At 71.5% G+C, this 26,532-nt stretch carries 26 protein-coding genes, 1 tRNA gene and 1 riboswitch; of the genes, 15 read left to right on the forward strand and 12 right to left on the reverse strand.

All coding sequences use genetic code 11. From position 1 onward, the window contains the following. Nucleotides 1-50: 50 nt before the first annotated feature. The 7 genes from ACIBG7_RS00805 to ACIBG7_RS00835 all read left to right on the forward strand — a co-directional run bounded on the left by ACIBG7_RS00805 (nt 51) and on the right by ACIBG7_RS00835 (nt 7,929). Nucleotides 51-2,324 carry a M4 family metallopeptidase gene (locus ACIBG7_RS00805; protein WP_357917880.1) on the forward strand — a complete coding sequence of 758 codons (2,274 nt, stop codon included), beginning with the start codon at nt 51-53 and terminating at the stop codon, nt 2,322-2,324. A gap of 55 nt (nt 2,325-2,379) precedes the next feature. Then, a complete protein-coding gene (locus ACIBG7_RS00810) occupies nt 2,380-4,035 on the forward strand; it encodes a M28 family peptidase (RefSeq protein WP_397334741.1) in 1,656 nt (551 codons plus the stop codon). A 235-nt stretch (nt 4,036-4,270) separates the two neighbouring features. Further along, nucleotides 4,271-4,368, forward strand: a riboswitch (glycine riboswitch). Nucleotides 4,369-4,506: 138 nt separating this feature from the next. After that, a complete protein-coding gene (gcvT, locus tag ACIBG7_RS00815) occupies nt 4,507-5,592 on the forward strand; it encodes a glycine cleavage system aminomethyltransferase GcvT (protein WP_397334742.1) in 1,086 nt (361 codons plus the stop codon). Continuing rightward, nucleotides 5,589-5,978 (forward strand): glycine cleavage system protein GcvH, encoded by a 390-nt coding sequence (gene gcvH / locus ACIBG7_RS00820; protein WP_357917871.1) that lies wholly within the window; start codon nt 5,589-5,591, stop codon nt 5,976-5,978. The genes gcvT and gcvH overlap by 4 nt, the downstream gene beginning before the upstream one ends. A gap of 63 nt (nt 5,979-6,041) precedes the next feature. Then, nucleotides 6,042-7,418: an L-serine ammonia-lyase gene (locus tag ACIBG7_RS00825; protein ID WP_397334743.1), complete on the forward strand. Its 1,377-nt coding sequence runs from the start codon at nt 6,042-6,044 to the stop codon at nt 7,416-7,418. Nucleotides 7,419-7,475: 57 nt separating this feature from the next. After that, on the forward strand, nt 7,476-7,676 hold the full coding sequence (locus tag ACIBG7_RS00830) for a hypothetical protein (protein WP_397334744.1): 201 nt from the start codon (nt 7,476-7,478) through the stop codon (nt 7,674-7,676). After that, nucleotides 7,669-7,929 (forward strand): hypothetical protein, encoded by a 261-nt coding sequence (locus tag ACIBG7_RS00835; protein ID WP_397334745.1) that lies wholly within the window; start codon nt 7,669-7,671, stop codon nt 7,927-7,929. Before ACIBG7_RS00830 ends, ACIBG7_RS00835 begins: the two co-directional genes overlap by 8 nt. Before the next feature lie 100 nt (nt 7,930-8,029). Here the strand turns inward: ACIBG7_RS00835 and ACIBG7_RS00840 are convergent, their stop codons facing one another. The 6 genes from ACIBG7_RS00840 to ACIBG7_RS00865 are packed head-to-tail and all read right to left on the reverse strand — an operon-like array spanning nt 8,030 to nt 13,735. Then, entirely contained in the window at nt 8,030-9,022 is a 993-nt protein-coding gene (locus tag ACIBG7_RS00840; protein ID WP_357917862.1) for an ABC transporter permease, read from the reverse strand. After that, nucleotides 9,019-10,506 carry a sugar ABC transporter ATP-binding protein gene (locus ACIBG7_RS00845; RefSeq protein ID WP_397334746.1) on the reverse strand — a complete coding sequence of 496 codons (1,488 nt, stop codon included), beginning with the start codon at nt 10,504-10,506 and terminating at the stop codon, nt 9,019-9,021. The genes ACIBG7_RS00840 and ACIBG7_RS00845 overlap by 4 nt, the downstream gene beginning before the upstream one ends. After that, on the reverse strand, nt 10,503-11,471 hold the full coding sequence (locus ACIBG7_RS00850) for a sugar ABC transporter substrate-binding protein (protein ID WP_357917858.1): 969 nt from the start codon (nt 11,469-11,471) through the stop codon (nt 10,503-10,505). Before ACIBG7_RS00850 ends, ACIBG7_RS00845 begins: the two co-directional genes overlap by 4 nt. A gap of 15 nt (nt 11,472-11,486) precedes the next feature. Continuing rightward, nucleotides 11,487-11,846: an RbsD/FucU domain-containing protein gene (locus ACIBG7_RS00855; protein ID WP_357917855.1), complete on the reverse strand. Its 360-nt coding sequence runs from the start codon at nt 11,844-11,846 to the stop codon at nt 11,487-11,489. Beyond that, nucleotides 11,836-12,717 carry a ribokinase gene (locus ACIBG7_RS00860; protein ID WP_397334747.1) on the reverse strand — a complete coding sequence of 294 codons (882 nt, stop codon included), beginning with the start codon at nt 12,715-12,717 and terminating at the stop codon, nt 11,836-11,838. The genes ACIBG7_RS00855 and ACIBG7_RS00860 overlap by 11 nt, the downstream gene beginning before the upstream one ends. Next, complete coding sequence (locus ACIBG7_RS00865; RefSeq protein ID WP_357917849.1) at nt 12,710-13,735, reverse strand: LacI family DNA-binding transcriptional regulator; 1,026 nt, start codon at nt 13,733-13,735, stop codon at nt 12,710-12,712. The genes ACIBG7_RS00860 and ACIBG7_RS00865 overlap by 8 nt, the downstream gene beginning before the upstream one ends. A 203-nt stretch (nt 13,736-13,938) precedes the next feature. On the opposite strand from ACIBG7_RS00865, the gene ACIBG7_RS00870 reads away from it, so the two are divergent. Next, nucleotides 13,939-15,015, forward strand: coding sequence for a nucleoside hydrolase (locus tag ACIBG7_RS00870; protein WP_397334748.1), 1,077 nt, complete (start codon nt 13,939-13,941; stop codon nt 15,013-15,015). Between the two features lie 233 nt (nt 15,016-15,248). On the opposite strand, the gene ACIBG7_RS00875 is transcribed toward ACIBG7_RS00870, so the two are convergent. The 3 genes from ACIBG7_RS00875 to ACIBG7_RS00885 all read right to left on the reverse strand — a co-directional run bounded on the left by ACIBG7_RS00875 (nt 15,249) and on the right by ACIBG7_RS00885 (nt 16,822). Beyond that, nucleotides 15,249-15,590 (reverse strand): ACT domain-containing protein, encoded by a 342-nt coding sequence (locus ACIBG7_RS00875; RefSeq protein WP_397334749.1) that lies wholly within the window; start codon nt 15,588-15,590, stop codon nt 15,249-15,251. A 109-nt stretch (nt 15,591-15,699) separates the two neighbouring features. Continuing rightward, the gene (locus tag ACIBG7_RS00880) at nt 15,700-16,188 is read right to left on the reverse strand and encodes a hypothetical protein (RefSeq protein ID WP_357917840.1); all 489 of its coding nucleotides are present in this window, start codon (nt 16,186-16,188) and stop codon (nt 15,700-15,702) included. A 40-nt stretch (nt 16,189-16,228) separates the two neighbouring features. Beyond that, nucleotides 16,229-16,822: a DUF6286 domain-containing protein gene (locus ACIBG7_RS00885; protein WP_357917837.1), complete on the reverse strand. Its 594-nt coding sequence runs from the start codon at nt 16,820-16,822 to the stop codon at nt 16,229-16,231. A gap of 126 nt (nt 16,823-16,948) precedes the next feature. On the opposite strand from ACIBG7_RS00885, the gene ACIBG7_RS00890 reads away from it, so the two are divergent. Continuing rightward, a complete protein-coding gene (locus ACIBG7_RS00890; protein WP_397334750.1) occupies nt 16,949-18,130 on the forward strand; it encodes an amino acid deaminase/aldolase in 1,182 nt (393 codons plus the stop codon). 14 nt (nt 18,131-18,144) lie between these two features. On the opposite strand, the gene ACIBG7_RS00895 is transcribed toward ACIBG7_RS00890, so the two are convergent. Then, nucleotides 18,145-19,557 (reverse strand): WGR domain-containing protein, encoded by a 1,413-nt coding sequence (locus ACIBG7_RS00895; protein WP_357917831.1) that lies wholly within the window; start codon nt 19,555-19,557, stop codon nt 18,145-18,147. Nucleotides 19,558-19,643: 86 nt separating this feature from the next. Further along, on the reverse strand, nt 19,644-19,970 hold the full coding sequence (locus tag ACIBG7_RS00900) for a DUF3618 domain-containing protein (protein WP_357917828.1): 327 nt from the start codon (nt 19,968-19,970) through the stop codon (nt 19,644-19,646). A 61-nt stretch (nt 19,971-20,031) separates the two neighbouring features. Here ACIBG7_RS00900 and bcp point away from each other — a divergent pair, with 61 nt between their 5' ends. Both bcp and ACIBG7_RS00910 read left to right on the forward strand, forming a co-directional pair. Next, on the forward strand, nt 20,032-20,505 hold the full coding sequence (bcp, locus tag ACIBG7_RS00905) for a thioredoxin-dependent thiol peroxidase (protein ID WP_357917825.1): 474 nt from the start codon (nt 20,032-20,034) through the stop codon (nt 20,503-20,505). Between the two features lie 84 nt (nt 20,506-20,589). After that, a tRNA-Leu gene (locus tag ACIBG7_RS00910) sits at nt 20,590-20,670 on the forward strand. 1 nt (nt 20,671) lies between these two features. Here the strand turns inward: ACIBG7_RS00910 and ACIBG7_RS00915 are convergent. Then, complete coding sequence (locus tag ACIBG7_RS00915) at nt 20,672-21,184, reverse strand: hypothetical protein (protein ID WP_397334751.1); 513 nt, start codon at nt 21,182-21,184, stop codon at nt 20,672-20,674. 135 nt (nt 21,185-21,319) lie between these two features. Between ACIBG7_RS00915 and ACIBG7_RS00920 the strand changes: the two genes are divergently transcribed. From ACIBG7_RS00920 to ACIBG7_RS00935, 4 genes are all read left to right on the forward strand, one after another. Continuing rightward, nucleotides 21,320-22,498 carry a sensor histidine kinase gene (locus ACIBG7_RS00920; protein ID WP_397334752.1) on the forward strand — a complete coding sequence of 393 codons (1,179 nt, stop codon included), beginning with the start codon at nt 21,320-21,322 and terminating at the stop codon, nt 22,496-22,498. Beyond that, nucleotides 22,495-23,157, forward strand: coding sequence for a response regulator transcription factor (locus ACIBG7_RS00925; protein WP_357917816.1), 663 nt, complete (start codon nt 22,495-22,497; stop codon nt 23,155-23,157). The genes ACIBG7_RS00920 and ACIBG7_RS00925 overlap by 4 nt, the downstream gene beginning before the upstream one ends. A gap of 108 nt (nt 23,158-23,265) precedes the next feature. Then, nucleotides 23,266-24,012, forward strand: a complete 747-nt coding sequence (locus ACIBG7_RS00930) for an ABC transporter ATP-binding protein (RefSeq protein WP_357917813.1) — start codon at nt 23,266-23,268, stop codon at nt 24,010-24,012. 3 nt (nt 24,013-24,015) lie between these two features. Continuing rightward, a complete protein-coding gene (locus ACIBG7_RS00935; RefSeq protein ID WP_397334754.1) occupies nt 24,016-26,508 on the forward strand; it encodes an ABC transporter permease in 2,493 nt (830 codons plus the stop codon). The last annotated feature ends 24 nt before the right edge of the window (nt 26,509-26,532 follow it).

Raw genomic sequence — 26,532 nt, forward strand, 5'->3', positions numbered from 1 at the left:
CCCAGCCGGCCGGGGCTCCGCCGTAACACCCCCCACAAGGAGCCACCAGAGTGAACCCCAAACTCGGGTTGGGGGCCGCCGCCGTGCTCGCGTTGGCCCTCACCCTCACGGGCAACGCAAGCGCGCAAACCCAAGCGGACCCTCCCCAGGAGCTGGCCCTCTCGACAGCGAAGGGCGCCCTCCTGACCAACGCCTCCGCCCTCCACGCCACCGCGGAGGAGGACTTCCAGCTCCAGAGCGCCGTCGAGGGCGTCAAGGGCCTTCGCTTCCTCACCTACAGCCGGTCCTACAAGGGACTACCGGTCCACGGTGGTGAGGTCGTCGTCGGCACCGACGCCAGCGGCCAAGTGATCAACTCGGTCGTCACCGGCCAGGAGGCCGAGATCCAGGTGGGCACCACCCCGTCGGTGACCGCCGCCACCGCGGCGGTCACGGCGCGCGCCCTGTCCCGCCGGGTCCAGACCGTCAGCACCCCCTCCCTGGTCGTCCACGTCACCACCGGCAAGCCGCGGCTCGCCTGGGAGGTCGTGGTCACCAGCGCCAAGCCGAGCGTCCTGCACGTCTTCGTGGACGCGGTCTCCGGCAAGGTCATCGACTCCTACGACCTGGTCAAGGACACCACCGGCAACGGCCACCACAACGGCACCGTCACCATCGACACCGCCGCCACCAGCGCCACCGACCCCACCCGCCCCGGCATCCAGTGCGGCGGCCAGAACGGCGCCGCCTACGCCGTCTCCGGCGGCGTGCTGGGCAACGGCGGCAACGCCGACCTGCCCACCGCCTGCGCCGACGTCCTCTACGCGGTGCAGAAGGAATGGGACATGCTGCGCGCATGGCTCAACCGCAACGGCATCGACGGCAACGGCCGCGGCTTCCCGGCGCGCGTCGGCCTGGCCGAGGCGAACGCCTACTGGAACGGCAGCTACACCAACTTCGGGCACAACGGCAAGTCCGGCACCGCCCGCAAGAACCTGGTCCCCATGGACGTCGTCGGCCACGAGTACGGCCACGCCATCTTCCAGACCACCCCGGGCGGCGCGGGCAGCGGCAACGAGGCCGGCGGCCTGAACGAGTCCACCGGTGACATCTTCGGCGCCCTGGTCGAGAACTACGCCAACAACCCGAACGACCCGCCGGACTGGCTGGTCGGCGAGGAGACCGGTCTGGGCAGCGGCCCCGGCGGCGCGATCCGCAACATGGCCAACCCCTCCGCGCTGAGCCACCCGAACTGCTACACCGGCTCCTTCCCCGAGGTCCACGCCGGAGCGGGCCCGCAGAACCACTGGTTCGTGCTCACCGCCGCCGGCACCAGCGCCAGCACCCGCTGCGACAACGGCCCGGCGATCACCGGTCTCGGCGTCCAGAAGGCCGGTCAGATCTTCATGACCGCGCTGAACAACAAGACCGCGCCCTGGACCCACCTCAAGGCCCGCGTCGCCACGCTGAACGCCGCCAAGACCCTCTTCGCGCCGAGCTGCACCGAGTTCAACGTGGTGCTGGAGGCCTGGAAGGGCATCAACCTCGGCCCGCGCGCCGGTGACCCGACCTGCTCCTCGCAGGGTCCCGACTTCTCGGTCAGCCTCAACCCGGCCTCCGGCACCGTCCAGCCGGGCGGCAGCGCCACCACCACCGTGAGCACCGCGGTGACCAGCGGCGCGGCCCAGCAGATCACCCTGCGCACCGGCCCGCTCCCCGCCGGCGTGACCGCCACCTTCAACCCGGCCACCATCCAGTCCGGGCAGTCCTCCACCCTGACCCTCGCCACCACCTCGGGCAGCCCGGCCGGCACCCACTCGGTCACCGTGATCGCCGACGGCGCCTCGGTCGACCGCCAGGCCGGCTACAGCCTGCAGATCGGCGCGAGCCAGGGCGACGACTACTCCATGGCCCTCAACCCGAGCAGCGCCTCGGTCCAGGCCGGCTCCTCCGCCACCACCACCCTCCAGACCACGGTGACCAGCGGAAACGCCCAGCAGGTGACGCTGAGCGCCTCCGGGGCCCCGGCGGGCGTGACGGTCTCCTTCAGCCCGGCGACCATCCAGTCCGGCCAGTCCTCCACCGTGACCATCTCGGTGGGCGCCTCGGTCTCGCCGAACACCTACCCGATCACCATCTCCGGTGACGGCGCCTCGGCGGACCGCTCGGCCACCTTCAGCCTGACCGTCGGCGGCAGCCAGGGCACCACCTGGCAGACGTGGACCCCGTACGCGGTCGGCGCGACCGTGACCTACGAGGGCGTCTCCTACCGGTGCCTCCAGGCGCACACCAGCCTCCCCGGCTGGGAGCCGCCGAACGTCCCGGCCCTCTGGCAGCGACTCTGACCCATCGAGCACCCGGCCCCCGCGAGGGGGCCGGGCCCTCCTAGGAGCTCTTCCCGTGAAGAAAGCACTTCTGTCAGCAGTCGCGTGCCTGCTCACGCTGACCGGGCTGGCCGCCGCTCCCGCTCAGGGCGCGGTCGCCGCCCCGGACATCCCGCTCGGCAGCATCACCGCGCACCTGAGCCAGCTCCAGTCGATCGCCCAGGCCAACGGGGGCAACCGCGCCTCCGGCCGGCCCGGCTACACCGCCTCGCTCAACTACATCAAGGGCAAGCTCGACGCCGCCGGGTACACCACCCGCGTCCAGAACTTCAGCGGCGGCAGCAACCTCATCGCCGACTGGCCCCAGGGACCCGCCAGCCCGACCATCATGCTCGGCGCCCACCTGGACAGCGTCACCTCCGGCCCCGGCATCAACGACAACGGCACCGGCTCGGCCTCCCTGCTGGAGGTCGCGCTCGCCGTCGCCGCCCAGCGGCCGACGCTCGGCAAGCACGTGCGTTTCGGCTGGTGGGGCGCCGAGGAGTCGGGTCTGGTCGGCTCGCGGTACTACGTCCAGAACGGCGGGGCCTCCGGCGTCGAGGCCTACCTCAACTTCGACATGACCGGCTCGCCCAACCCGGGCTACTTCGTCTACGACGACGACACCCAGTTGCAGCGCCTGTTCAACGACTACTACGCCACGCTCGGCATCCAGACCGAGCCGGAGCGGATCGGCGACGGCCGCAGCGACCACGCCTCGTTCAAGAACGCCGGCGTGCGGGTCGGCGGCGTCTTCACCGGCGCCAGCGAGCGCAAGAGCGCCGCCCAGGCGGCCAAGTGGGGCGGCCAGGCCAACCAGTCCTTCGACCGCTGCTACCACTCGGCGTGCGACACCTGGCCGGCCAACGTCAACACCACCGCCCTGGACCGCAACGCCGACGCGGCCGCGCACGTCCTGTGGCAGCTCGCGGTGACCTCGCAGCCCGGCAACGACTTCTCGATGGCGGTCAGCCCGTCCTCGGCGACCGTCCAGCCCGGCCAGAGCACCACCGCCACCGTCTCCACGACGATCACCAGCGGCAGCGCCCAGCCGGTCAGCCTGACCGCCACCGGCGCCCCCTCCGGTGTGACCGTCTCCTTCAGCCCGGCGCAGATCCAGTCGGGCCAGTCCGCCACCGTGACCGTCGCCGCCGGCGCCGGCACCGCGGCCGGGACCTACCCGATCACCCTGCGCGGCAACTCCACCAAGACGGCGACCTTCACGCTGGTCGTCGGCACCCCGACCGGTGACGACTACTCGATGGCGGTCAGCCCGTCCTCGGCCACCGTCCAGCCGGGCCAGAGCACGACCGCGACCCTGAACACCACGGTCACCAGCGGGAACGCCAAGCCGGTCAGCCTGACCGCCACCGGCGCCCCCTCCGGCGTGACCGTCTCCTTCAGCCCGGTCCAGATCCAGTCCGGCCAGTCCGCCACCGTGACGATCGCCGTCGCGGCCGGCACCCCGGCCGGGACCCACCAGATCACCCTGCGCGGCAACTCCGACCGCTCGGCGAGCTTCTCGCTGACCGTCGGCGGCGGCGGGGGCGAGACGACCTGGACGGCCTACACCGTCTACGCGGCCGGCGCCACGGTGACCTACCAGGGCGTCAGCTACCGCTGCCTGCAGGGCCACACCGCCCTGCCCGGATGGGAGCCGCCGAACGTCCCGGCGCTCTGGCAGCGCATCTGAGAACCCCGCGTGGCCACGGCTGGGGGTTTGTGGTCACGCGGTCAAGCAGGTGGACGAGGGGTACGGCTCGCGCCGGCCGAGCTGGGACCGGGGCTACCCGGGCGGCCGCGCGACAGGCCTGAGGGTGACCAGGCCGGAGCCCGCCCCTCGTCCACCTTTCTTCTCGTGGTACGGCAGGCGGTTCTTGCGGGTTTCGCAGAGGGTGTCCCGCCCACTAGGCTGAAGGCGACACCGATGAACCCGTGCGGGAGAGAGCCCTGACATCCGGTCAGGGCCCCTGAAGGAGCAAGCCCTCCCCGCGAACCTCTCAAGGCAAAGGACCGTACGGGCCAGGGTGACCTCTGGAAAGCAGGCCGGGAAAGCCGCCTCGCCGAAGGTGAAAGTCTGGGCAAACATCCAGGCGAAACTCTCAGGCATCATGACAGAGGGGGAGGATCCTGGCATCCGACCCTGCCTCTGAGGTGCGAACACATGGCACGACCCACACCGTTGCGAGACGTCCACGAGAGTCTCGGCGCCACCCTCACCGACTTCGCCGGCTGGCTCATGCCGCTGCGCTACGGGAGCGAGTCGGCCGAGCACCGGGCCGTGCGCGAGGCCGCCGGCCTGTTCGACCTCTCCCACATGGGGGAGATCTACGTGACCGGGCCGCAGGCCGGCGAGCTGCTGGACTACGCCCTGGTGGGGCACCTGTCCGCGCTCGTCCCGGGCCGCGCCCGCTACACGATGATCGTCAACGCCGAGGGCGGCGTGCTCGACGACCTGATCGTCTACCGGCTGGCCGACCAGGAGTTCATGGTCGTCGCCAACGCCTCCAACTACCTCATGGTCGCCGAGCAGCTCCGCCACCGGGCCGGCGGGTTCGACGCCGACGTGGACGACCGCTCCGACGCCTACGCGCTGATCGCCGTCCAGGGGCCGCGGGCCCAGGAGATCCTTGCCCAGCTCACCGACGCCGACCTCGCGGGCCTGAAGTACTACGCCGGCCTGCCCGGCACGGTCGCCGGGGCCGAGGCGCTCATCGCCCGCACGGGCTACACCGGCGAGGACGGGTTCGAGCTCTTCGTCCGCAACGCCGACGCGGTCGCGCTCTGGCAGGAGCTGATGAAGGCGGGCGAGCCGTACGGGATGATTCCCGCAGGTCTGTCGTGCCGCGACACCCTCCGCCTCGAAGCCGGCATGCCGCTGTACGGCAACGAGCTCAGCGCCGACCTGACCCCGTTCGACGCCGGCCTCGGCCGAGTGGTGAAATTCGACAAGCCCGGCGACTTCGTCGGCAAGGCCGCGCTTGAACCGCTCCGCGAGAGCGAGCCCAAGCGCCGCCTCGTCGGCCTGGTCGCCCAGGGCCGCCGGATCCCGCGCCACGGGTTCCCGGTCGTCGCCGGAGGTCAGGTCGTCGGCGAGGTCACCAGCGGCGCCCCTTCGCCCACCCTGGGCAAGCCGATCGCGATGGCCTACGTCGACACCGGCGTCACCGGCGGCCTAGCCGTCGACACCCGGGGCAGCCAAGAGCCTATGGACCTGGTTGAGCTGCCTTTCTACAGGAGGAACAAGTGAGCAACATCCCTGACGACCTGAACTACACCAAAGAGCACGAGTGGGTCGCGGGCCTGGACGACGGCCGCACCGTGACCGTGGGCGTCACCGCCTACGCCGCGGAGGCCCTTGGTGACGTCGTCTACGTGCAGCTTCCCGAGGCCGGCGCCACCGTCGAGGCGGGCGACTCCATCGGCGAGGTGGAGTCCACCAAGTCGGTGAGCGAGATCTACGCCCCGGTGAGCGGCGAGGTGGTCGAGGTCAACCAGGCCGTCGTGGAGAAGCCCGACCTGGTCAACAGCGACCCGTACGGCGAGGGCTGGATGTTCCGCGTCCGCCTGGAGGGCGACGCGGAGGACCTGCTGTCCGCCGAGGAGTACACCGCCCTCACCTCCGGCGAGTCCTGATCTTCCCGGCCGGGGCTTCGTCCGGAGCCCCGGTACCCCTTTTATCGTGAAAGGCGCAAGTCAATGGCGATCAGCGTCTTCGACCTCTTCAAGATCGGCATCGGTCCGTCGAGCTCGCACACCGGCGGGCCCATGGCCGCCGCGCACAAGTTCGCCCGTGGCCTCGACGCCGACGGCCTCCTGCCGGACGTCGCCCGGGTCGAAGCCATCCTGTACGGCTCGCTCGGCCTGACCGGCAAGGGCCACGGCAGCGACAAGGCCGTGCTCCTGGGCCTGTCCGGCGAGAAGCCCGAACTGGTCGACGTCGACACCGTGGACGAGCGCCTGGCCCAGATGCGCGCCTCCGGCAAGATCGACCTGTACGGCACGCACACCATCCCCTTCGTCGTCGGCGAGGACCTCGTCTTCGAACGCAAGATCTCGCTGCCGGGCCACCCCAACGGCATGCGCTTCACCGCCTACGCCGCCAACGGCGACGTGCTGCGGGAGAAGGTCTATTACTCCGTCGGCGGCGGCTTCGTCGTGGACGAGAACGCCACCGGCGCCGACCGCATCAAGCCCGACGACACGGCTCTGCCGTACCCCTTCAGCACCGCGGCCGAGCTGCTCGCCCAGTGCTCGGAGACCGGGCTGTCCATCTCCGGGCTGATGATGGAGAACGAGAAGGCCTTCGGCCGCACCGAGGCCGAGATCCGCGCCAAGCTGCTCGACATCTGGCACGTGATGTCCGAGTGCGTGCGCCGCGGCATCGGCAAGGAGGGCGTCCTGCCCGGCGGCCTCAAGGTCAGGCGTCGCGCGCACCAGCTCCACCGCCGCCTCCAGGCCGAGACGCCCTCGCACGACCCGCTCCAGACCATGGACTGGGTCGGCCTGTTCGCCCTGGCCGTCAACGAGGAGAACGCCGCCGGCGGCCGGATCGTCACCGCCCCCACCAACGGCGCCGCCGGCATCATCCCGGCGGTCCTCACCTACTACTCGCGCTTCGTCCCGGGCGCCGACGACGCCGGCGTGGTGCGCTTCCTGCTCACCGCCGCCGCCATCGGCGTGCTGTTCAAGGAGAACGCCTCCATCTCCGGCGCCGAGGTCGGCTGCCAGGGCGAGGTCGGCTCGGCCTGCTCCATGGCCGCCGCCGGCCTCACCGAGGTCCTGGGCGGCACCCCCGAGCAGGTCGAGAACGCCGCCGAGATCGGCATCGAGCACAACCTCGGCCTCACCTGCGACCCCATCGGCGGCCTCGTCCAGATCCCCTGCATCGAGCGGAACGCCGTGGCCTCCATCAAGGCCATCACCGCCGCCCGCTTCGCCCTGCGCGGCGACGGCAAACACTTCGTCTCCCTGGACAAGGCGATCAAGACCATGCGCGACACCGGCCGGGACATGCTCGACAAGTACAAGGAGACCTCCCGCGGCGGCCTCGCGGTCAACGTCATCGAGTGCTGATCTCCTGCTTGGCTGGTGCGCCCGGAATCTGTCGTCGCAAGCGGGTAGCGTGGGAGCATGACGGCGCACCAGCACGATGAGGTCATCACCATCCCTCGTGACGAGTACGAGGCCCTCAAGGCCGAGGTCCGACGGTTGCGCCGTGAGATCGGTCGCCAGCAGGCGATGCGCGCCATCATGGAGAATGCCGCCCATCCCGGCGCCGTGCGGACATTCACACGGGACGAGCTCGCCGCTGAGTGGGGCATCAGTGGCTGACCGCCGCATCGCCTTTCCCGAGCGCGCTTGGGAGCAGATCGAAGCCCTACCGGAAGGTCTGCGCAGGCCTGTCCAACTCGCCGTCTTCACCCTGCTGGAGGACCCGCGTCCGTCGCTCGCCGACCCGATGGACGGGGTTCCGAACGCCTACGAGTTGAACCTCATCAGCGATGACGTCACCATCTGGTACACGATCACTCTTCACGAGGGCGAAGAAGTGATCACCATCCAGGTGGTTCGCCCGAATCTCTGACTTCGGATTGATCGACAAGGCGATCAAAACCATGCGTGACACCGCGGCCCCCTCGCGGTCAACGTCGTCCACGTGCTGACCGCGAGGTGGCCGGCCCGTTCTAGCCGGTGACCGGGGTGAGGGCCTGGGCGGGCTGGGTGACGGCGAGTTTGCGAGCCAGGCGCAGCCGGTAGGCGTCGAGCACCACGGCGATGAGGATGACCAGCCCGGTGATGATCTGCCGCTCGAAGTCGGAGACCCCCATGAGCAGCAGCCCGTTGGTGAGCACGCCGAGCAGGCAGGCGCCGAGGAAGGTGCCGACCATGGAGCCACGGCCGCCCATCAGGCTGGCTCCGCCGATCACCACGGCGGCGATGGCGTTGAGCTCGTAGCCCTGGCCCAGGATGGGGCTGGCGATGTTGAGCCGCGCCATGTACAGGATGGCCGCGATGCCGACGGTGAACCCGGCGATGACGAAGGCGGCGATCTTGATTCGGGCGGTCTTGTGACCGGACAGCCGCACGGCCTCCTCGTTGTTGCCGGTGGCGTAGACAAGCCGCCCGAAGACGGTACGGGACAGCACGAACCAGCCCACGCCGACCAGCAGCAGCGCCACCCAGAAGACCGCGGGGACGCCGAGGACGGTCAGGGTGCCGAACTCGTTGAGCCCGGCGGGCAGGTCGTAGATGGTGGCCGCGTTGGTGTAGCGCTCGGCCGCGCCACGGGCGATGTTGAGCATGGCCAGCGTGACGATGAACGAGGGCACCCGCCACTGTTCGGAGATGAACCCGTTGGCCAGGCCGACGAGCGCCCCGACGAGCATGCTGAGCAGGATGCCGGCCAGCAGGGTGACCGGGGAGGACGACCCGGCCATCAGCGTGCCCGAGACCACCGCGCACAGCGCCATCGCCGAGCCGACCGACAGGTCGATGCCGCCGACCAGGATCACGAAGGTCATGCCCACCGCGAGCACGGTGTTCAGGGTGATCTGGGTCATGATGTTGCGCAGGTTCTGCTCGGTGGCGAAGTTCGGCGCGGCGACGACGAAGAAGCCCGCGAGCACCACGAGGGCGACGCCGATGCCGGCCTCGCCGAGCACGAGCCTTTTGATCATGGTGTTTCACCGTTCTTGAGGTAGCCCGAGTAGGCGAGGGTGAGGATGTGCTCGGCGTCGAAGTCGGCCCGCTGCACCGAGCCGGCGATCCTGCCCCGGGAGAAGACCAGGATCCGGTCGCAGATCCCCATCAGCTCCGGCAGGTCGGAGGAGACGACGAGCAGGGCCTTGCCCTGCGCCGCCAGGCCGAGGAGCAGCTCGTGGATCTCGTACTTGGCGCCGACGTCGATGCCGCGGGTGGGTTCGTCCACGATCAGCACGTCGGCCCCGGCGTTGAGCCACTTGGCCAGGACGACCTTCTGCTGGTTGCCGCCCGACAGCGTGCGCACGTGCTGGCTCACGCCGGCCGAGCGCAGGTGCAGGCGCTGCCCGAGGTCCTGGGCCAGGGCGCGTTCCTGGCCGAAGCGCAGCAGGAAGCCGCGGAGCTTGGCCAGCGTGACGTTGGCGCTGATCGGCAGGTCGAGCACCAGGCCCTGGGACTTGCGGTCCTCGGTGAGCAGGCTGATGCCGGCCCGCACCGCGTCCTTCGGGTGCCGGATGCGCACCTTCCGGCCGAACAGCTCGATCTGGCCGGCCAGGGCGGGGTCGGCGCCGAAGACGGCGCGCATCGCCTCGGTACGGCCGGAGCCGACCAGCCCGGCCAGGCCGACGACCTCGCCCCGCCGTACCTCGAAGGACAGCGGGCCCTCGAAGCCGGCGACCTTCAGCCCGGAGACGGCCAGGGCGACCTCGCCGGGCTCGGTGGGCGGCTTGACCGGGAACTCCTGGGCCAGGTCGCGCCCGACCATGAGCTTGACCAGGTCGGGCGCGGTGACGCCGGTCATCGGCATCGAGGCGATGCTGCGCCCGTTGCGCAGGACGGTGACCCGGTCGGCGAGCTCCAGCACCTCCTCCAGGTGGTGGGAGATGTAGACGATCGCCACCCCGCGCTCGCGCAGCGCCCGCAGGATGGTGAACAGCCGGCCCGCCTCGCGCGAGGTGAGCGTGGCGGTCGGCTCGTCCAGGATGAGCAGCCGGCACTCGGCCGACAGCGCCCTGGCGATCTCCACGAGCTGCATCTGGGCGATGCCCAGCCGCTCCACCGGGGTGTCGGGGGCGACGTCCAGGCCGACCTCGGCCAGCAGCCGCGCCGCCGCCTCGCGCAGCCGCCGCCGGTCGACGACGCCGGCCTTGCGCGGCAGCTCGCGCAGGAACAAGTTCTCGGCCACCGTGAGGTACGGCAGCAGCGCCAGCTCCTGGTGCACCACCGAGATGCCGGCCGCCAGCCCGTCGGCCGCGCCCGCCGGGGTGTACGGCCGGCCGTCGAAGGTCATCGTGCCCGCGTCCGGCGCGTGGACCCCGGCCAGCGCCTTGACCAGCGTCGACTTGCCGGCGCCGTTCTCCCCCACGAGAGCGTGGATCTCGCCCCCGCGAAGCTCCAGGTCGACCCCGTCGAGCGCCACCACCCCGGGGAAGCGCTTGACGAGGCCGGTGACCGTCATCATCCGACGTTGTCCTTGGTGATCAGCTTGATCTCGGTCTTCTGCCAGCCGCTGAAGCTCTCCCCCGCGATCATCTTCATCGCGTAGTCGATGCCGTTGGCGGCCTGCTGCGCGCCGTACTGGTCGAGGGTGGCCACGACCGCGCCGCTCTTGACGTAGGAGGCGATGGCCGGGATGTTGTCGAACGAGGCGACCTTGATCTGGTCCTTCTTGCCCTGCTCCTCGATCGCCTTGAGCGCGCCGAGCGCCATGTTGTCGTTGGCGGCCAGCACGCCCTTGATGCCGGGGTGGGCGGTGAGCATGTTGCCGAAGACGGTGTGCGCCTCGTTTGTCTCCCAGTGCGCGGTCTTGGAGTCGACGAGCTTGAGGCCGCCCTCCTTGATGGCGTCCTCGAACCCGGCCTTGCGCTGGGTGGCGTTGGCGGCGCCCGGGTTGCCCTCCAGGATGACCACCTCGGCGTCCTTGCCGAGGGCCTTGACCAGCTCCAGGCCGGACTGCTTGGCGCCGTCGCGGTTGTCGGGCCCGACGAAGGGCACCTTGTCGGCGATGCCGGCGGCCTTCATCGCGCCCTCGTCGAGCTGGACGTCGATGTTGACCACGTGCACCCCGGCGTCCACCGCCCGCTTGAGCGGCTGGACCAGCGCGCGGGAGTCGGCCGGGGCGATCACCACGGCCTTGGCCTGCTGGGTGACGCACTTCTCGACCGCGGCGACCTGGTTGTCGATGTCGGTCTCGTTCTGGATGCCGACCACGCTGAGGGCGAGGTCGCCGCGCTTGGCGGCGTGCTCCTCCGCGCCCTTCTGCATCTGCTGGAAGAACTCGTTGGCCAGCGACTTCATCACCAGGCAGATGCTCGGCTTCTCCCCCGGCTTCGGCGCGGCTGCGGTCGTGCCGCCGGTGCCGCCCTCCTTGCCGCACGCAGTGAGGGCGAGGGCCAGACCGGCCACTGCGACGATCTTCTTGTTCATCTCAGGTGTCTCCTTCTAGAAGGGCACGCCGGCCTGGAGGACGACGTTGCAGTACGGCGTCGCCTCGCCCGTCCTGACGACGGCTCTGGCCCGGCCGGTGAGCTGTTTGAGGTGTTCGTGCGGGATGCGCTCGGCGTCGGGCAGGAACGCGGCGGGCGCTTCGAGGGCGACGTAGGCGCGCTCCACCACGAGTTCGGCGCTGATGGCGTCGAGCACCGGGTGGAAGGCGGGTTCGCCCCGCCGCCAGAGCAGGTCGATCGTCTCGACGCCGGGCGGCACCGGCAGGCCGGCGTCGGCCACCACGATCAGGTCGGTGTGGCCCATGGCCGCGATGAGTTGCAGCAGCCGCGGGTGCCAGAGTCCGTCAGGACGCATCGGCCATCAGCCTTTCCACTTGGCGGGCGGCGGGCATGGCCGACTGCGCGCCGGGCCCGGTCGTGGCCAGCGCGCCCGCGGCGCAGGCCCTGGTCAGGGCTTCGCGAAGCGGTCGTCTATACGTATAACTGATGGCGAGCTGAGCGCAGAAGGTGTCTCCCGCGCCCACCGCGTCCACCACCTCGACGCCGAAGGACGGCACGCGGACCAGCTCGTGGCCGTCGGTGGCGACCGCCCCGCGCTCCCCGAGGGTGATCACCACCGTCCCGGGCCCGAGGGCGAGCAGGGCGGCCGGGTCGGTGTCCCCGCCGAGCGCCACGGCCTCGCTCTCGTTCACGATCAGCAGGTCCACGTGACGCAGCAGGTCTTCGAGACCGGGCCGGAAGGGCGCGGCGTTCAGGATCACCGGGATGCCGGCGGCCTTCGCCCGGACCGCCGCCGCGAGGCAGACCTCCAGCGGGATCTCGAGCTGCAGCAGCAGCGCGTCCGCGCCGGACAGGTCGAGCCCTGCCGCGTCGAGCAGCCCGTTGGCGCCCCGGGCGACGGTGATCATGTTCTCGCCGCCCTCCTCGACCACGACCAGCGCCATCCCGGTCGCCGCGCCGCCGGTGGTGACGCCCGAGACGTCCACCCCTTCGGCGGCGACCGCGGCCAGCACCTCGCGGCCGAAGTCGTCGTCGCCCACCCGGCCGACCAGCCGCACCCGGGCGCCGAGCCGGGCGGCGGCCACCGCCTGGTTGGCGCCCTTGCCGCCGGGGGCGCGGTGCGCGCCAGGACCGGCGACGGTCTCGCCGGGCGCCGGCAGCCGGGTGACGGGCACGGTCAGGTCGACGTTGAGGCTGCCGACGACGACCAGGCTGAGCTCACTCATCGTCGACACCGCCCACCGGGTCGGGGCAACCGCAGGAGCCGCGCCGGATCAGCGTGGCGGGCAGGATCACCCGCTCGCCGGCCGACTGGTCCTTGATCTGCGCGACCAGCAGTTCCACGGACTGCCGGCCGAGCTGCTCCAGCGGCTGGCGCATCGTGGTGAGCGCGGGAACCGTGTAGGAGGAGGCGGCGATGCCGTCGAAGGAGCAGATGGCCACGTCGCCGGGCACGGTCAGGCCGAGCTCGGCCGCCGCGCGCATCACGCCGAACGCCTGCTCGTCGCTGGTGACGAAGAGCGCGTGCGGCCGGTCCTGCCGGGAGAGCAGGTCGCGCCCGCTGAGGTAGCCCTGCCGGCGGCCGAAGGGGCCGTGCGCCAGCGGCATCTCCGCCGGGTCGAGCCCGGCCTCGGTCAGCGCCCGCGCCCAGCCGGCGACGCGGTCGACGGTCGGGTGGATGCCGACCGGCCCGGCCACGCAGCCGACCTGGCGGCGGCCGTGCTCGATCAGGTGGACGGTGGCCGCGTGGGCGCCGCCCTCGTTGTCGATGAGCAGGTGGCTGGCGGGCACCTCGTCGAGCTCACGGTCGAGCACGATGCACGGCACTGCGGAGGCGGCCAGCAGGGACCGCCAGGTGCGCGGGCCGTGGGCGGGAATCAGGATCAGCCCGTCCACCTGGCGGTCGATCAGGGTGCGGACGTAGGCGGCCTCGCGCTCGTCGTCGTCCATGGCGTTGCCGAGCAGCAGGGTCAGGCCGTGCTCGAAGGCGACGTCCTCGATCTCGCGGGCCAGCTCGGCGAAGAACGGGTTGGCGTTGTCGGGGACGACGAGCCCGATGGTGTGGGTCCGGCTGGTGCGCAGCGAGCGGGCCACGACGTTCGGCCGGTACCCCAGCTCGTCGATCGCCCGCAGCACCCGTTCGCGGGTGGGCGGGGCGACGTTGCGCGGCCCGTTGTTGAGCACGTAGCTGACGACGGCCTCGGAGGTGCCGGCCAGGCGTGCCACGTCACGGCGTGTGACCACTGCGATGGTGTCCTTCGGTCGTTTCAACTCGTGTTGATGACGCAGTATTCGACCGGCGCGAGGCGTTGGCAACACGTGTAGATCCGCCGTTACCAAGGCGTTATCCCAAGATTTCGGGACCATCACGAAACGGCTCCGGCTGTTGTGCGCCCGCCGATCCGTGGCTCACAGTGCCTCATCTACACGAGTTGAAGGGATTCGCCATGAGGCTGTTCGCCGCCGCGTTACTCGTCCTCGCCCCGCTCGCCCCGCTCAGCGCCACCCCCGCCGCCAACGCGACCGAGACCGTGGCGGCCAAGAAGGTGATCATCGACGCGGACATGGGCGAGCTCAACGACGACGCCGTCACCCTGTTCATGCTGGCCGCGCGCAAGGACGTGGACCTGCTCGGCGTCACCATCGTGGCGGGCAACACCTGGGCCGAGGAAGGCACCGCCTACACCCTGCGCCAGCTCGAACTCATCGGCCGCAAGAACGTCCCCGTCGTGCAGGGCGCCGTCGAGCCGCTCATGCCCGGCCGGCTGGCCGCGCTCAAGGGCGAGGACCACCTGTACGGCAAGGCCCCCTGGACCGGCGCCTTCGAGCACCCCCGACCCGCCTCCTACCGCCAGCTCGCCAAGGAGCCCTACGGCGGCTACCCGAAGACCGCCCCGACCCCCGGCGCCGCCGCCGAGTGGATCGCCGCCCAGGTCAAACGGAACCCCGGCCAGGTGACGATCTTCGCGATCGGCCCGGCGACCAACCTCGCGCTGGCCGTACGCACCCACCCCGAGATCGTGCCGCTGGTCAAGGAGGTCGTCTACATGGGGGGCGCCTTCGACGTGCCGGGCAACGTGACCCCGGGCGCGGAGTTCAACTGGTGGTTCGACCCCGAGTCGGCGAAGATCGCGGTCCGCACGCCGTTCAGGAAGCAGACGATCGTGCCCAACGACGTGGCGCTCAAGGTGAGGTTCACCCGCAAGGAGTACGACCGGATCGTCGCCGGGCGCGAGACGCCGATCAAGAAGATGTTCAAGGACCTGCAGAAGGGCGAGGAGACCCTGGTCTGGGACGCCATCGCGGCCGCGGTCTGGCTCGACCCGTCGCTGGTGACCAGGTCGGAGGAGCGCTACGTGGACGTCGACGCCGGCATGGGCCCGAACTACGGGCGGTCGCTCGGGTACAACCTCGGCGAGTTCGACCGGCCGGACAACCCGGCCGGGACGCAGAAGGCCACCATCGTCTTCGGGGTGGACACCAAGCGCTTCTGGGACCTGTACGTGCGGCTGCTGACCCAGTGACGGGCTTGGGGACCGGAAGTCTGGCACCGCGGCGAGCGTAGGGGCCGAGCCCGCCGGGTACATGTCCTCTCCCCTATGGCGAGGAGGGATCATGCGTCCTGGTTGCGGGAACTGCCAGTGCTCCACCCACGAGACGGTCTCGTTGTCCGCCGTGCCGGTGTGGGCTCGGCCCGAGAAGTGAGCTGATCGGCGAACCGGGCCCCGGCCGTCGCGCCGGGGCCCGGTTCTTGGCGTCAGGTCAGGTGCTTGGCGTCGACGCGGTGGCCGGCGTCCTCCAGCACCCGCACGGCCTCCTTCGCGCGGTGCTCGGGGACGAGCACCAGGTCGCCGTGGAAGGTCGAGGCGACGAACACCCGGATGTCGGCGTCGGTGAGCGGGCCGACCAGTCCGGCCAGGCCGCCGGGGGCGCCGCCGTACAGGCCGACCCAGCGTTCGCCGGACCACGCCTCGCGCACGACGGTCAGGCCCTCGGGGGCGCGGACGAGCGCGATCCACTCGTCGTCCTCGGGGAGGGTGGCGTGCGGGAGGTGGTCGACGGCGAAGAAGGACGGCACGACGCCGAGACGGTGGCTCATGCGGGCCATGATGGCACCCGCCACCGACAGTCCGCGGCACCCGGGCGCCGCCCGGGTTCCGCGCCGCCCGGGTTCCGCGCCGCCCGGATTCCGCGCCGCCCGGGTCTCGTCAGCCGCGCACGTGCAGGCGCACGACGGTGCCCAGGTCGTTGTCGCTGACCTCGCGGCGGATCTTGCCGACCAGGTCGCGGTCGAGCCGCCCGGCGACCGCGCCGACGTCGGTGCTCTCACGGCAGGTCAGCGCGATGCGCAGCCGCTCGGAGTCGCCGACGACCCGGACGCTGCTCTTGGTGACGCCCTCGACGTCCTTCAGCCCGACGCACAACATCGCGCTCCCGGTGCCCGTCTGCTGGCCGTACCTGCCCCAGCCCAGGGCGAGCACGAGCCAGCGGAGGGTGACCAGGGTGAGCACGACCAGGAGCAGGGCCGCCGCCCACACCGCCCACGAGTGCGCCGCGACCGCCTCGACGGTGCGGTCGGGCAGGATGCGCGCCTTGGGCGACAGCTCGGTCCCGCGCAACCAGGCGTAACCGCCCAGCGCGAGCAACACCCCGCCGAAGACCGCGAGCCCGACCCGGTTACCGCCGTACTGCCGCATCACAGCTCCCCCACCATCCGGTCCGACCACTCCCCGCCCGTCACAGGCCCCTCCTGCGGAGCCGGACGACGACCTCGCCGCCGCCCAGGGCGCCGAGGGCGGTCAGCCGGTCGCCGACGGCGCTGCCGACCTGCCGCAACATCGATCCCGGAGCCTCCGCGCGGGTGAGCACGACGACCTCGATGGTGCCGCGCCGCAGCCGCACCCTGGCCCGCCCGACCCCCTCGACCTGCTGCGCGACCGCCCGGAGCGTACGGCGCAGCCCCGAGCGCGTGATCCCGATGACGATCAGCGGATCGCTGGTCTCCAGGGCCACCAGCCTGGCCCTGCCCGGCAGTACGGCCAGCAGCACGAACACCGTCCCGGCCGCCGCCAGCCCGATCGCGACCAACTGCAGGTCGGCCCAGGTGTGGGTGCCGCCCATGGCCACGGCTTCGTTGATCGGCACCCAGCCGAGCGGCCGGCCGAGCATCCCGGAGACCACCTCGGCGGCGGTCAGCCCGAGCGCGGCGGTGAGGGCGAGGGCCACGCTCACCCCGGCCGGAGTTCGTGCGGGTCGCAGCACCCGGGCCGACCGGCGACGCGGGCTGTCGGCCGGGGCGAGCGCGGGAAGTCTTTCCTGGAGCGGGGTCATCACATCGATCAGGGGTACACCCGCCTTTAGCACCGCGCCTGTCCACCCGCCGCCGGTTTTCCGGATCATTACCAGACGTGAATGCAACTCATGTTCATTTGTCCCCTATGTCATTAGGCTGCAAGCATGGACGACCGTCAGCGCTACGACCGGGCCACCGCGGCCCTCGAACCCCCCTTCGCCATCCTCGATCTCGCCGCCCTGCAGGCGAACGCGGCGGATCTGGTACGGCGCGCCGGCGGTAAGCCGATCAGGGTGGCCAGCAAGTCCATCCGCTCGCGAGCCGTCCTCGAACGCGTCCTGTCGATGGACGGCTTCCGCGGCATCATGGCCTTCACCCTCCCCGAGGCGCTCTGGCTGGTGGAGCAGGGCTTCACCGACGTCCTGGTCGCCTACCCGACGACCGACCGCGCGGCGCTCGCCGCCCTGACCGCCGACGCGCGGGCCGCCCGCGAGATCACCCTGACCATCGACTCGGCCGAGCATCTCGACCACCTCGCCGGGATCGGCCTCACCCACGACCTTCGCCTCTGCCTGGACGTGGACGCCGGCTTCGTCGCCTTCGGCGGCAAGTTCCGAGCCGGGGCCCTGCGCTCGCCGGTCCGCCACCCCGACGAGGCCGCCGACCTGGCCGCCGAGATCGCCAAGCGGCCCGGCTTCCGGCTGGTCGGGGTGCTGGCCTACGAGGCCCAGATCGCCGGCGTCGGCGACGCCGTACCGGGCGGCGGCGCCTGGAACCGGGTGGTCCGGGTGATGAAGAGCCAGTCGGCCCGCGAGCTGATCGTCCGGCGCGGCCGGATCGTCAACGCGGTGCGCGCCTACGCCGACCTGGAGTTCGTCAACGGCGGCGGCACCGGCTCGGTGGAGGTCACCGTACGCGAGAAGGCGATCACCGAGGTCGCCGCCGGGTCGGGGCTGTTCCATCCCCGGCTGTTCGACAACTACCGCGGCTTCTCCGGCCGGCCGGCCGCGCTGTTCGCCCTGCCGGTGGTGCGCCGGCCCTCCCCCGACTGCGTCACCGTGCTCGGCGGCGGGTACATCGCCTCCGGCTCGCCGGGACCCGACCGGCTGCCCCAGCCGTACCTGCCCGCGGGGCTGCGCTTCTCCGGCGACGAGGGCGCGGGAGAGGTGCAGACGCCGTTGCTCGGGCAGGCGGCCCAGGACCTGTCGCTCGGCGACCGGGTGTGGTTCCGGCACGCCAAGTCGGGCGAGTTGTGCGAGCGCTTCGACACGCTGCACGTGGTGGACGGGGACGAGGTGGTGGACCGGGTGCCCACCTACCGCGGCGAGGGCAAGACCTTCCTCTGAAGATCGCCCGCCGCTCAGAGGAGGCGGCGGATCTCGCCGTGCGCCCGGTAGAAGCCGCCCCGGGCCGAGGGCCGCACGGACTCGACCACGTACCTCGCCCCGGGCTCGCGGATCTGCTGCGGGAACTGCACGTTCCACCGCTCGTAGCCGGGGCTGAGCACGCGCACCCGCAGCCGCCCGCCCTCGTTCACGCACTCCACGAGCACGCCGTCGCCCGGGGTGGCGACGCTCTCCAGCACGGCCGACGGCTCGACCACGGTGAGGCTGGCGGCGACCTTGACGTCCACCGGCTTCGGCACCGTGCCCTCCCGGGCCGCGCTGACCGCCGCCTCGCTGGCGTCGATGCAGGCCAGCGAACCGTCGGTGGTGACGATGTAGAGCCGGTCGTCCAGGAACTGCATCGAGTACGCCGACCCGCAGCCCGTGCCGAGCTTCCACAGCCGCTCGCCGGAGGCGGCGAAGCAGTACACCGAGGAGTGGCTGTCCCCGGCGAAGACGTACCGTCCGTCGGGCGCGGTCGCGCAGGAGAAGACCGCCGCGTCGCAGCGGTAGACGGCCTCGATCCGCCCGTCGTCCTTGCTCAGCCGGTGCACGGTGTTGCTCGACGTCCCGGCGTAGACGCTGGTCGCCTCCTGCCAGCCGAACAGCACCGACCCGCCCACCGAGGTCTGCCAGATCGGCGTGCCGTCACCGGCGTCGTAACGCGCCACGCCGCGCGAGTGGCCGTGGTAGACGGCGTCGGTGTCGCACCGGACCATCCAGGCCGCGTCGCCCTGGCCCTTGCGCGCCCACTGGAACTCGTCCTCGTAGTCGATCGTGGTCACCCGGCCGGCCCGGTCGGAGACGCCGAGGACGCCGTCGCGGATGTCCAGCCAGTAGATGTCCACGTCCTGGGCGATCTCGTAGGCCACCCGCGGGATCTTGCCGCTGAGGTCGTAGACCTTGCCGTCGTCGCAGCCGGCGTAGATCCAGAAGTCGTCGGCGACGATGCACTTGACCCCGTCCGGCAGCCGGAAGCGGCCGGTGACCTCGCCGCCGTGGGTGACGGTGTAGACGTCGCCGCGCTGGTTGCCGACCCAGGCGCGCTCGGCGTCGACGAAGATGCCGAAGGCCGCGTCGCCGCTGCGGAAGCGCCACAGCACCGGGGCCTGGTGGGCCGTCGACCGGGTGCTGACGATCTCGCGGCGGGTGACCGCGCGGCGCTGGCGCTGGCCGCGGACGGCCGGCGCGTAGCCCTTGCGTAGCTTCTCGCCGAGCTTCTTGTCCGCGGCGGCCTGGGCCTTGTCGGGCGTGGCGAACTGGGTGACCTTGGTCTGCCCGGCTTCCCCGATCCGCCCGTAGGTGATGGTGACCTGGGTGCCGTCGACGCGCACCTCGTAGAACTTGTGCGAGCTCCCGCCGTCTTCCGACAGCTCAAGATATGTCATGTCCGCTTTTCTCCCGATCAGCTCCTGTAATCCGGGAGATTAGGGCAAAGCGGCGACATTTCTTGATCTAGCGGAGAAAGTGGAGCTCAGCCACGCTTGCGACGCCGGCGGAGCAGCATGATCGCCGCCCCCACCACCAGCACCGCGCCCACCCCGATCAGCAGCGGCCCGACGTTCGGCTGCTCGTCGTCCCAGAGCCGGTCGGGGTCGTCGCTCGCCGGCCGCGGCCGCACGCCCAGCGAGTCGCCCACCGAGGCCACCAGATGGTTGGCCCGGCCCTTCAACTCCGCCACGCTCCGCTCGGCGACCCGCTTCGGGCTCACCCGGTCGGCGATGGCGTCGACGGTTCGCGCCAGATCCGCCCGAGTCCGCGCGATCCGCCGCTCCAGCTCGTCAGGGTCGGTCTCAGCCATGGCTCTCCTCCTCCAGCCCAAGGTGATCAGTCTGTCAGGTCGTCACAGGTAGGTTAACCACATGACCGACTCCAGACTCGAACCGGGCGACGCCGCGCCCGACTTCACCCTGCCGGCGGCCGACGGGAGCACCGTCTCGCTCGACGCCTTCCGCGGCAAGCGCGTCATCCTCTACTTCTACCCCGCCGCGATGACGCCCGGGTGCACCAAGCAGGCCTGCGACTTCCGCGACAACCTCGCGCAGCTCACCGCGGACGGCTACGTCGTGCTCGGCGTGTCCAAGGACACCCCGGCCAAGCTCGCCAAGTTCGTGGAGCGCGACGCCCTCACCTTCCCGCTGCTGTCCGACCCCTCGCTGGAGGTCCACAAGGCGTACGGGGCGTTCGGGCTCAAGAAGCTGTACGGCAAGGAGGTCGAGGGCGTGATCCGCTCCACCTTCGTCATCGACGCCGACGGCAAGGTCGAGCTCCCGCTCTACAACGTGAAGGCCACGGGGCACGTCGCCTCGCTGAAGAAGAAGCTGGGCCTGGGCTGAAGCGGCCGCTGAGCACCGTCTCCGCCCCTGGCCGGGGCGGTGCCACCGGCGGACGGACCCGCTAGGCTGTCCTCACGCTGCCCGGCGGGCGTGGCGAAATGGCAGACGCGCCAGATTTAGGTTCTGGTGGTGAGAACCGTGGGGGTTCGAATCCCCCCGCCCGCACTCAGTCGCCCGGCTCCGGAGCGGCCGGGTCGGGCACGCCCTGGGGCGCGTCGGGGTCCGGTGGGAGCACCCGGAAGACGTCGCGGTCGGGCACTTCGATCCGGAAGGCGCCCGGGAACTCCTCGGAATGGCCCGGGTGGTGACCCCAGACGGGGCCGCGGTGCCGGTCGGAGCCGTCCGCCAGCCCGCCGATGACGACGCCCGCCGCCACGCCCGCCAGGGCGGCGCCGATGATCTGGGTGTAGCGGTTGCGCAGGAACCCCCGCAGCTCGCCGCGCTGCGGCGGTACCGCGCCGAGGGGCGCGGTGGGGTAGGCGTCGGCAGGGCTCTCGGCGTAGGTGCCGTACGGGATGAGCCGGTCGGTCGCACCCTCCCGCGGGCTCGCCTCAGGCGGCGGTGGCGCGGTGGTCTCGGCGCCGGCCGGTTCGGCCGGGCCGGGCGTCAACGGAATCGGGCCGCGTGACGCTTCCTCTTCGCCACGCGGCCCGACGCCTCGATCATGATCTGCTGTCACGATCTCCCCTTACTCACTCCCCTTACCGGAGGATCCTGCCGCACGGGGAGTAAGGCTGGCGTAAGACCAGGGTCGTAGCCACACCTCCCCCTGAAGACTGACCAAAGCGGTCGTTCCGCTTCGTAGGGTGTGGATGTGTTCGGCAAGGTACGCGCGTGGTCGAGACGGCATGGCCGGCTGCTCGACGCCCTGAGGGTCGCGCCGCTGGCTCTGGTGTGCGCGTGGTACAGCGTGCCGTACGCCGCGATCGGCGCCAGCGTGTCGCACGGGACCTACTTGGGGCCGGTGGGGTACACGCTGTTGTCGGTGACGCTGCTGCTGCCGCTGCTGTGGCGGAGCGACCGGCCCAAGACGGTGTTCGCGGTGATCGCGCTGCTGTGCTTCGGCCAGTGGCTGGCCGACGTCGAGCTGATGCCGGCCGACTTCGCCGTCCTGGTCGCGTTGTACGCGCTGTCCGTGCGCGAGCGGTTCGGCTGGGCGCTGGCCGGCGCGCTGGTGGCCGAGCTGGGCGTGGTGCTGGCGCTGAGCCGGTGGGAGAACCTCTCGCTCAGCACCTTCTTCTCCTTCTCCATCTTCGGCGGGACCGTCTTCCTGGCCGGGCTCTACAGCCGCACCCGCCGCCGCTACGTGGAGGGCCTGGAGGAGCGGGCCGAGCGCGCCGAGCGCGAGCGCGACCAGCGGGCCAAGATGGCCGCGGCGGCCGAGCGGACCCGGATCGCCCGCGAGCTGCACGACGTGGTCGCGCACAACGTGAGCGTGATCGTCGTGCAGGCCGACGGGGCGGCGTACGCGCTCGACTCCGACCCTGAGCTGGCGCGGCGAGCCGTACGGACGATCTCCAAGACCGGGCGCGACGCGCTCGCCGAGATGCGGCGGCTGGTCGGCGTGCTGAGACAGGACGAGAGCGGCCCCGACTACCTGCCCCAGCCCGGCCTGGCGCAGCTCGACGACCTGGTCAGGGGCGCGGGGCTGCCGGTGGAGTTGCGGGTGAGCGGCGCGCCCGCCGAGCTCCCGGAGGGCGAGCAGCTCACCGTCTACCGGATCGTCCAGGAGGCGCTGACCAACGCGCTCAAGCACGGCGGCCCCGGCGTCAGCGCGGTGGTCGAACTCGACTACACCGGCCCCGAGCTGCTGCTGCGGGTGACCGACAACGGCCGCGGCGCCGCCGCGCGCCCCGCGCCCGGCGGGCACGGGCTGGTCGGCATGCGCGAACGAGCCGGCATGTACGGCGGAGCCGTCACCACCGGCCCCCGAGCCGGCGGCGGCTACGAGGTCGCGGCCCGGCTGCCGGTGCCCGCGGTGAGGGCGGCGTGATCCGGGTCCTGCTGGTCGACGACCAGTCACTGCTGCGCATGGGCTTCGCCATGGTGCTGGGCGCCCAACCGGACATCCGGGTGGCCGCCGAGGCGGGCGACGGCATGGAGGCGCTGGAGGTGCTCGACCGCACCGAGGTGGACGTGGTGCTGATGGACGTGCGCATGCCGCGCATGGACGGGGTGGAGGCGACCCGGCACATCTCCGCCCGGCCCGGCGGCCCCAAGGTGCTCATCCTGACCACGTTCGACCTGGACGAGTACGCCTTCGCCGCGGTCCGGGCCGGGGCCTCGGGCTTCCTGCTCAAGGACGTGCCGCCGGACGAGCTGGTGGCCGCGATCCGCACGGTGCACGCCGGTGACGCGGTCGTGGCGCCGACGACGCTCGGCCGCATGCTGGGCCAGTTCGCCTCGGCCCTGCCCGACGCCACACCGCGCGAGGTGGAGGAGCTGACCGCCCGCGAGCACGAGGTGTTGCTGCAGGTGGCGCGCGGGCTGTCCAATCAGGAGATCGCGCGCGGCCTCACCGTGGCCGAGGCGACGGTCAAGACGCATCTGGGCCGCATCCTCAACAAGCTGGGCCTGCGCGACCGGGCCCAGGTCGTGGTGTACGCCTACGAGAACGGGCTGATCACCCCGCGGCATCGGCCGAATGGCTGACCCGGGTAGTCGCCAGTCTGACCACAAGTCCCTCCTCAGGTCCCACGGATCGCGAAATATCCGCCCCTAGCTTGGGTTTCGTTGGTTTTTCGCTATCCAGGAGTATCGATGACGCTCACTCAGACCCAAGCCCCGCCCGCCGTCCTGGCCAGGGGCGTGCGCAAGGTGTACGGCAAGGGCGACGCCGAGGTCCACGCGCTGCGCGGCGTCGACGTGGGCTTCGCCACCGGCGCCTTCACCGCGATCATGGGTCCGTCCGGCTCGGGCAAGTCCACGCTGATGCACTGCCTGGCCGGCCTCGACACGGTGAGCGCCGGGACGGTGCACATCGGCGACGTCGAGCTGACCGGGCTGAGCGACAAGCAGCTCACGCTGCTGCGCCGCGACCGCATCGGCTTCATCTTCCAGGCCTTCAACCTGCTGCCCACGCTGAGCGCCGAGCAGAACATCCGGCTGCCGCTGGAGATCGCCGGCCGCCAGGCCGACCAGCTCCTGTTCGACCGGGTCGTGGAGACCGTGGGGCTGAGCGACCGGCTGGCGCACAAGCCGAGCGAGCTGTCCGGCGGCCAGCAGCAGCGCGTGGCCGTCGCCCGGGCGCTGATCAGCAAGCCGCAGGTGATCTTCGCCGACGAGCCGACCGGCAACCTCGACTCGCGCAGCGGCGCCGAGGTGCTGTCGTTCCTGCGCACCAGCGTCCGCGAGCTGGGCCAGACCATCGTGATGGTGACGCACGACCCGGTGGCCGCCGCCTACGCCGACCGCGTCGTCTTCCTGCGCGACGGCTCGCTGGTCACCGAGATCTTCCAGCCCACCCCGCAGGCCGTGCTCGACACCCTGATGAAGCTGGAGGCCTGAGCCGTGCTGCGCACCACCCTGGCCGGGCTCCGGGCGCACAAGCTGCGCCTGCTGCTGACCTCCCTGGCCATCGCGCTCGGCGTGGGCTTCATCGCCGGCACCTTCGTGCTCACCGACACGCTGGAGGCGGGCTTCACGCAGAAGGTCACCGCCTCGGCCGACAAGGTGACCGTCGCCGTCCTGCCGCCCAAGAGCCAGGACCCCGAGCGGGAGGCGGGACTCACCGCCCGGGACCTGGACAAGCTCAGGGCCGTGCCCGGCGTGGACGAGGCCCAGGGCCTGCTCCGCGGCGAGGTCATCCTGCTGGGCAAGAACGGCCGCGCCGCCGGGGACTACCCGGCGCAGGCGATCTCGGTGACCGCCGGCAAGCTCAACCGCACCACCCTGGTCGGCGGCGGCTACCCGAACGGCGACAGCCAGGCCGTGCTCGACGAGAACACCGCCCGCGCGCAGGGTTTCAAGGTCGGCGACACCATCACCGTCCTGGACCGCAAGCAGGCGCGGCACGAGTTCGAGCTGGTCGGGATCTTCGACCCGGGCATCGACCGCGACCTCAGCTTCTACGGCGGCGTCGGCTTCACCCTGCCCACCGCCCAGGCGCTGTCCGGGGTGAAGACCTTCTACGAGATCGACCTGGCCGGCACCGTCCCGGCCGAGCAGCTCAAGCGGGCCGTCGTGGCCGAGGGCTTCACCGCCCAGACCAGCGCCGAGCTGGCCAGCGACCTGGCCAAGAAGTCCGGCATGGGCACCGAGGAACTCGGCATGGCCCTGCTGCTGTTCGGCGTGATCGCGATGTTCGTGGCCGCGCTGGTCATCTACAACACCTTCACCATCCTCATCGCGCAGCGCACCCGCGAGATGGCGCTGCTGCGCTGCATGGGCGCCACGCGGGGGCAGGTGTTCGGCTCGGTGCTCCTGGAGTCGGTCGTGGTCGGGCTGCTCTCCTCGGTGCTCGGCCTGGCCGCCGGCTACGGGCTCGGCGCGCTCGCCATGGCGATCCTGCAGGCCGTGGACGCCCCGCTGCCCACCGGCGCGGCGGCTACCCTGGCCCCCGCGACGATCGGCATCAGCTTGGCCATCGGCCTGGTCGTCACCGTCGTGGCGGCCCTGCTGCCGGCGCGCGCGGCCACCCGGGTGCCGCCCATCGCGGCGCTGCGCACCCAGGCCGAGGAGCAGACCTTCCGCGCCGGGGTGCTGCGCGCGATCCTGGCCGGTGTGCTGCTGCTCGGCGGCGGCGGGCTGGTCGCGTTCACCCTCACCATGAAGCGGGGCGACCAGGCGACGCTCTTCACCGCCATGGCCGGGTGCGCGTTGCTCTTCCTCGCGGTGCTGGTGCTCGGTCCCACGCTGGTCAAGCCGCTCAGCTCGCTGGTCGGCTGGGTGCCGCGCAAGCTGTTCGGGGTGCCGGGCCGGCTCGCGGTGAACAACTCCGCGCGCAATCCGCGCCGGGCCGCGACCACCACGATCGCGCTGACCGTCGGCGTCACCCTGATGACGCTGATCTCGGTGATCACCGCCTCCTCGCGGGCCTCCATCGGCGCCGAGCTCGATCAGCAGTTCCCCGCCGACTACGTGCTGAGCTCGCAGTCGGCCGAGCAGCCGATCCCGCGTGCCGTCGGCGACGCGCTGAGCGGGCGGGCGGAGTTCGAGGCGGTCGTGCGGGTCCGCGAGGTGGACAGCCGGCTGGGCGGCCAGCGGATCTTCGCCGGCAGCTTCGACGGCCCGCTCGACCCGCCGCTCGCCTCCGGCTCGCTGGGCGCGCTCAAGGGCGACACCGCGCTCGTGCCGGGCTACCTGGCCGAGTCGCACGGGCTCAAGGTCGGCAGCACGGTCGAGGTCAAGGCGGCCAAGGGCCGGACCGTCCCGCTCAAGGTGGTCGGCGTGCTCAAGGACGAGGCTCCGTTGTCCGGCGTCACGCTGCCTCCCGACGCCTTCGACCGGCACTTCGGCAAGGTCGGCGACCAGCAGGTGTACGTCAAGAACCGGGCGGCCACCAACCGGGACGAGGCTCGCAAGGTCGTCGATGCGGCGGTCGAGGCCTACCCGGTGGTCAAGGTGCTGAGCACCACCGAGATGCGCGGCGAGTTCGAGGACGCCCTCGACATGGCACTGATGATCATCACCGGGCTGCTCGGGCTGGCGGTGCTGATCTCGCTGGTCGGCATCGCGAACACGCTCTCGCTGTCGGTGCACGAGCGCACCCGTGAGTCGGCGCTGCTGCGGGCGTTGGGGCTGACCCGGCCGCAGCTACGGAACATGCTGTCGATCGAGGCGCTGGTGCTCGGGCTGGTCGGGGCGCTGGTGGGGGTGCTGCTGGGGGTCGGGTTCGGCTGGCTGGCGATCCGGTCGCTGCTGGAGGACACCGTGTTCGTCCTGCCGTACGCGCAGGTGGGAGTGCTGGTGCTGGGGGCCGGGCTGGCCGGGGTGATCGCCTCGCTGCTGCCCGCCCGCCGCGCCGCCCGCACCTCCGTCGTCGGCGCCCTGGCGTCCGGCTGACCCATCCCACGAGGGGATTCCCGG

Source organism: Nonomuraea sp. NPDC050328 (genome assembly GCF_044459405.1).
Classification (GTDB): domain Bacteria; phylum Actinomycetota; class Actinomycetes; order Streptosporangiales; family Streptosporangiaceae; genus Nonomuraea.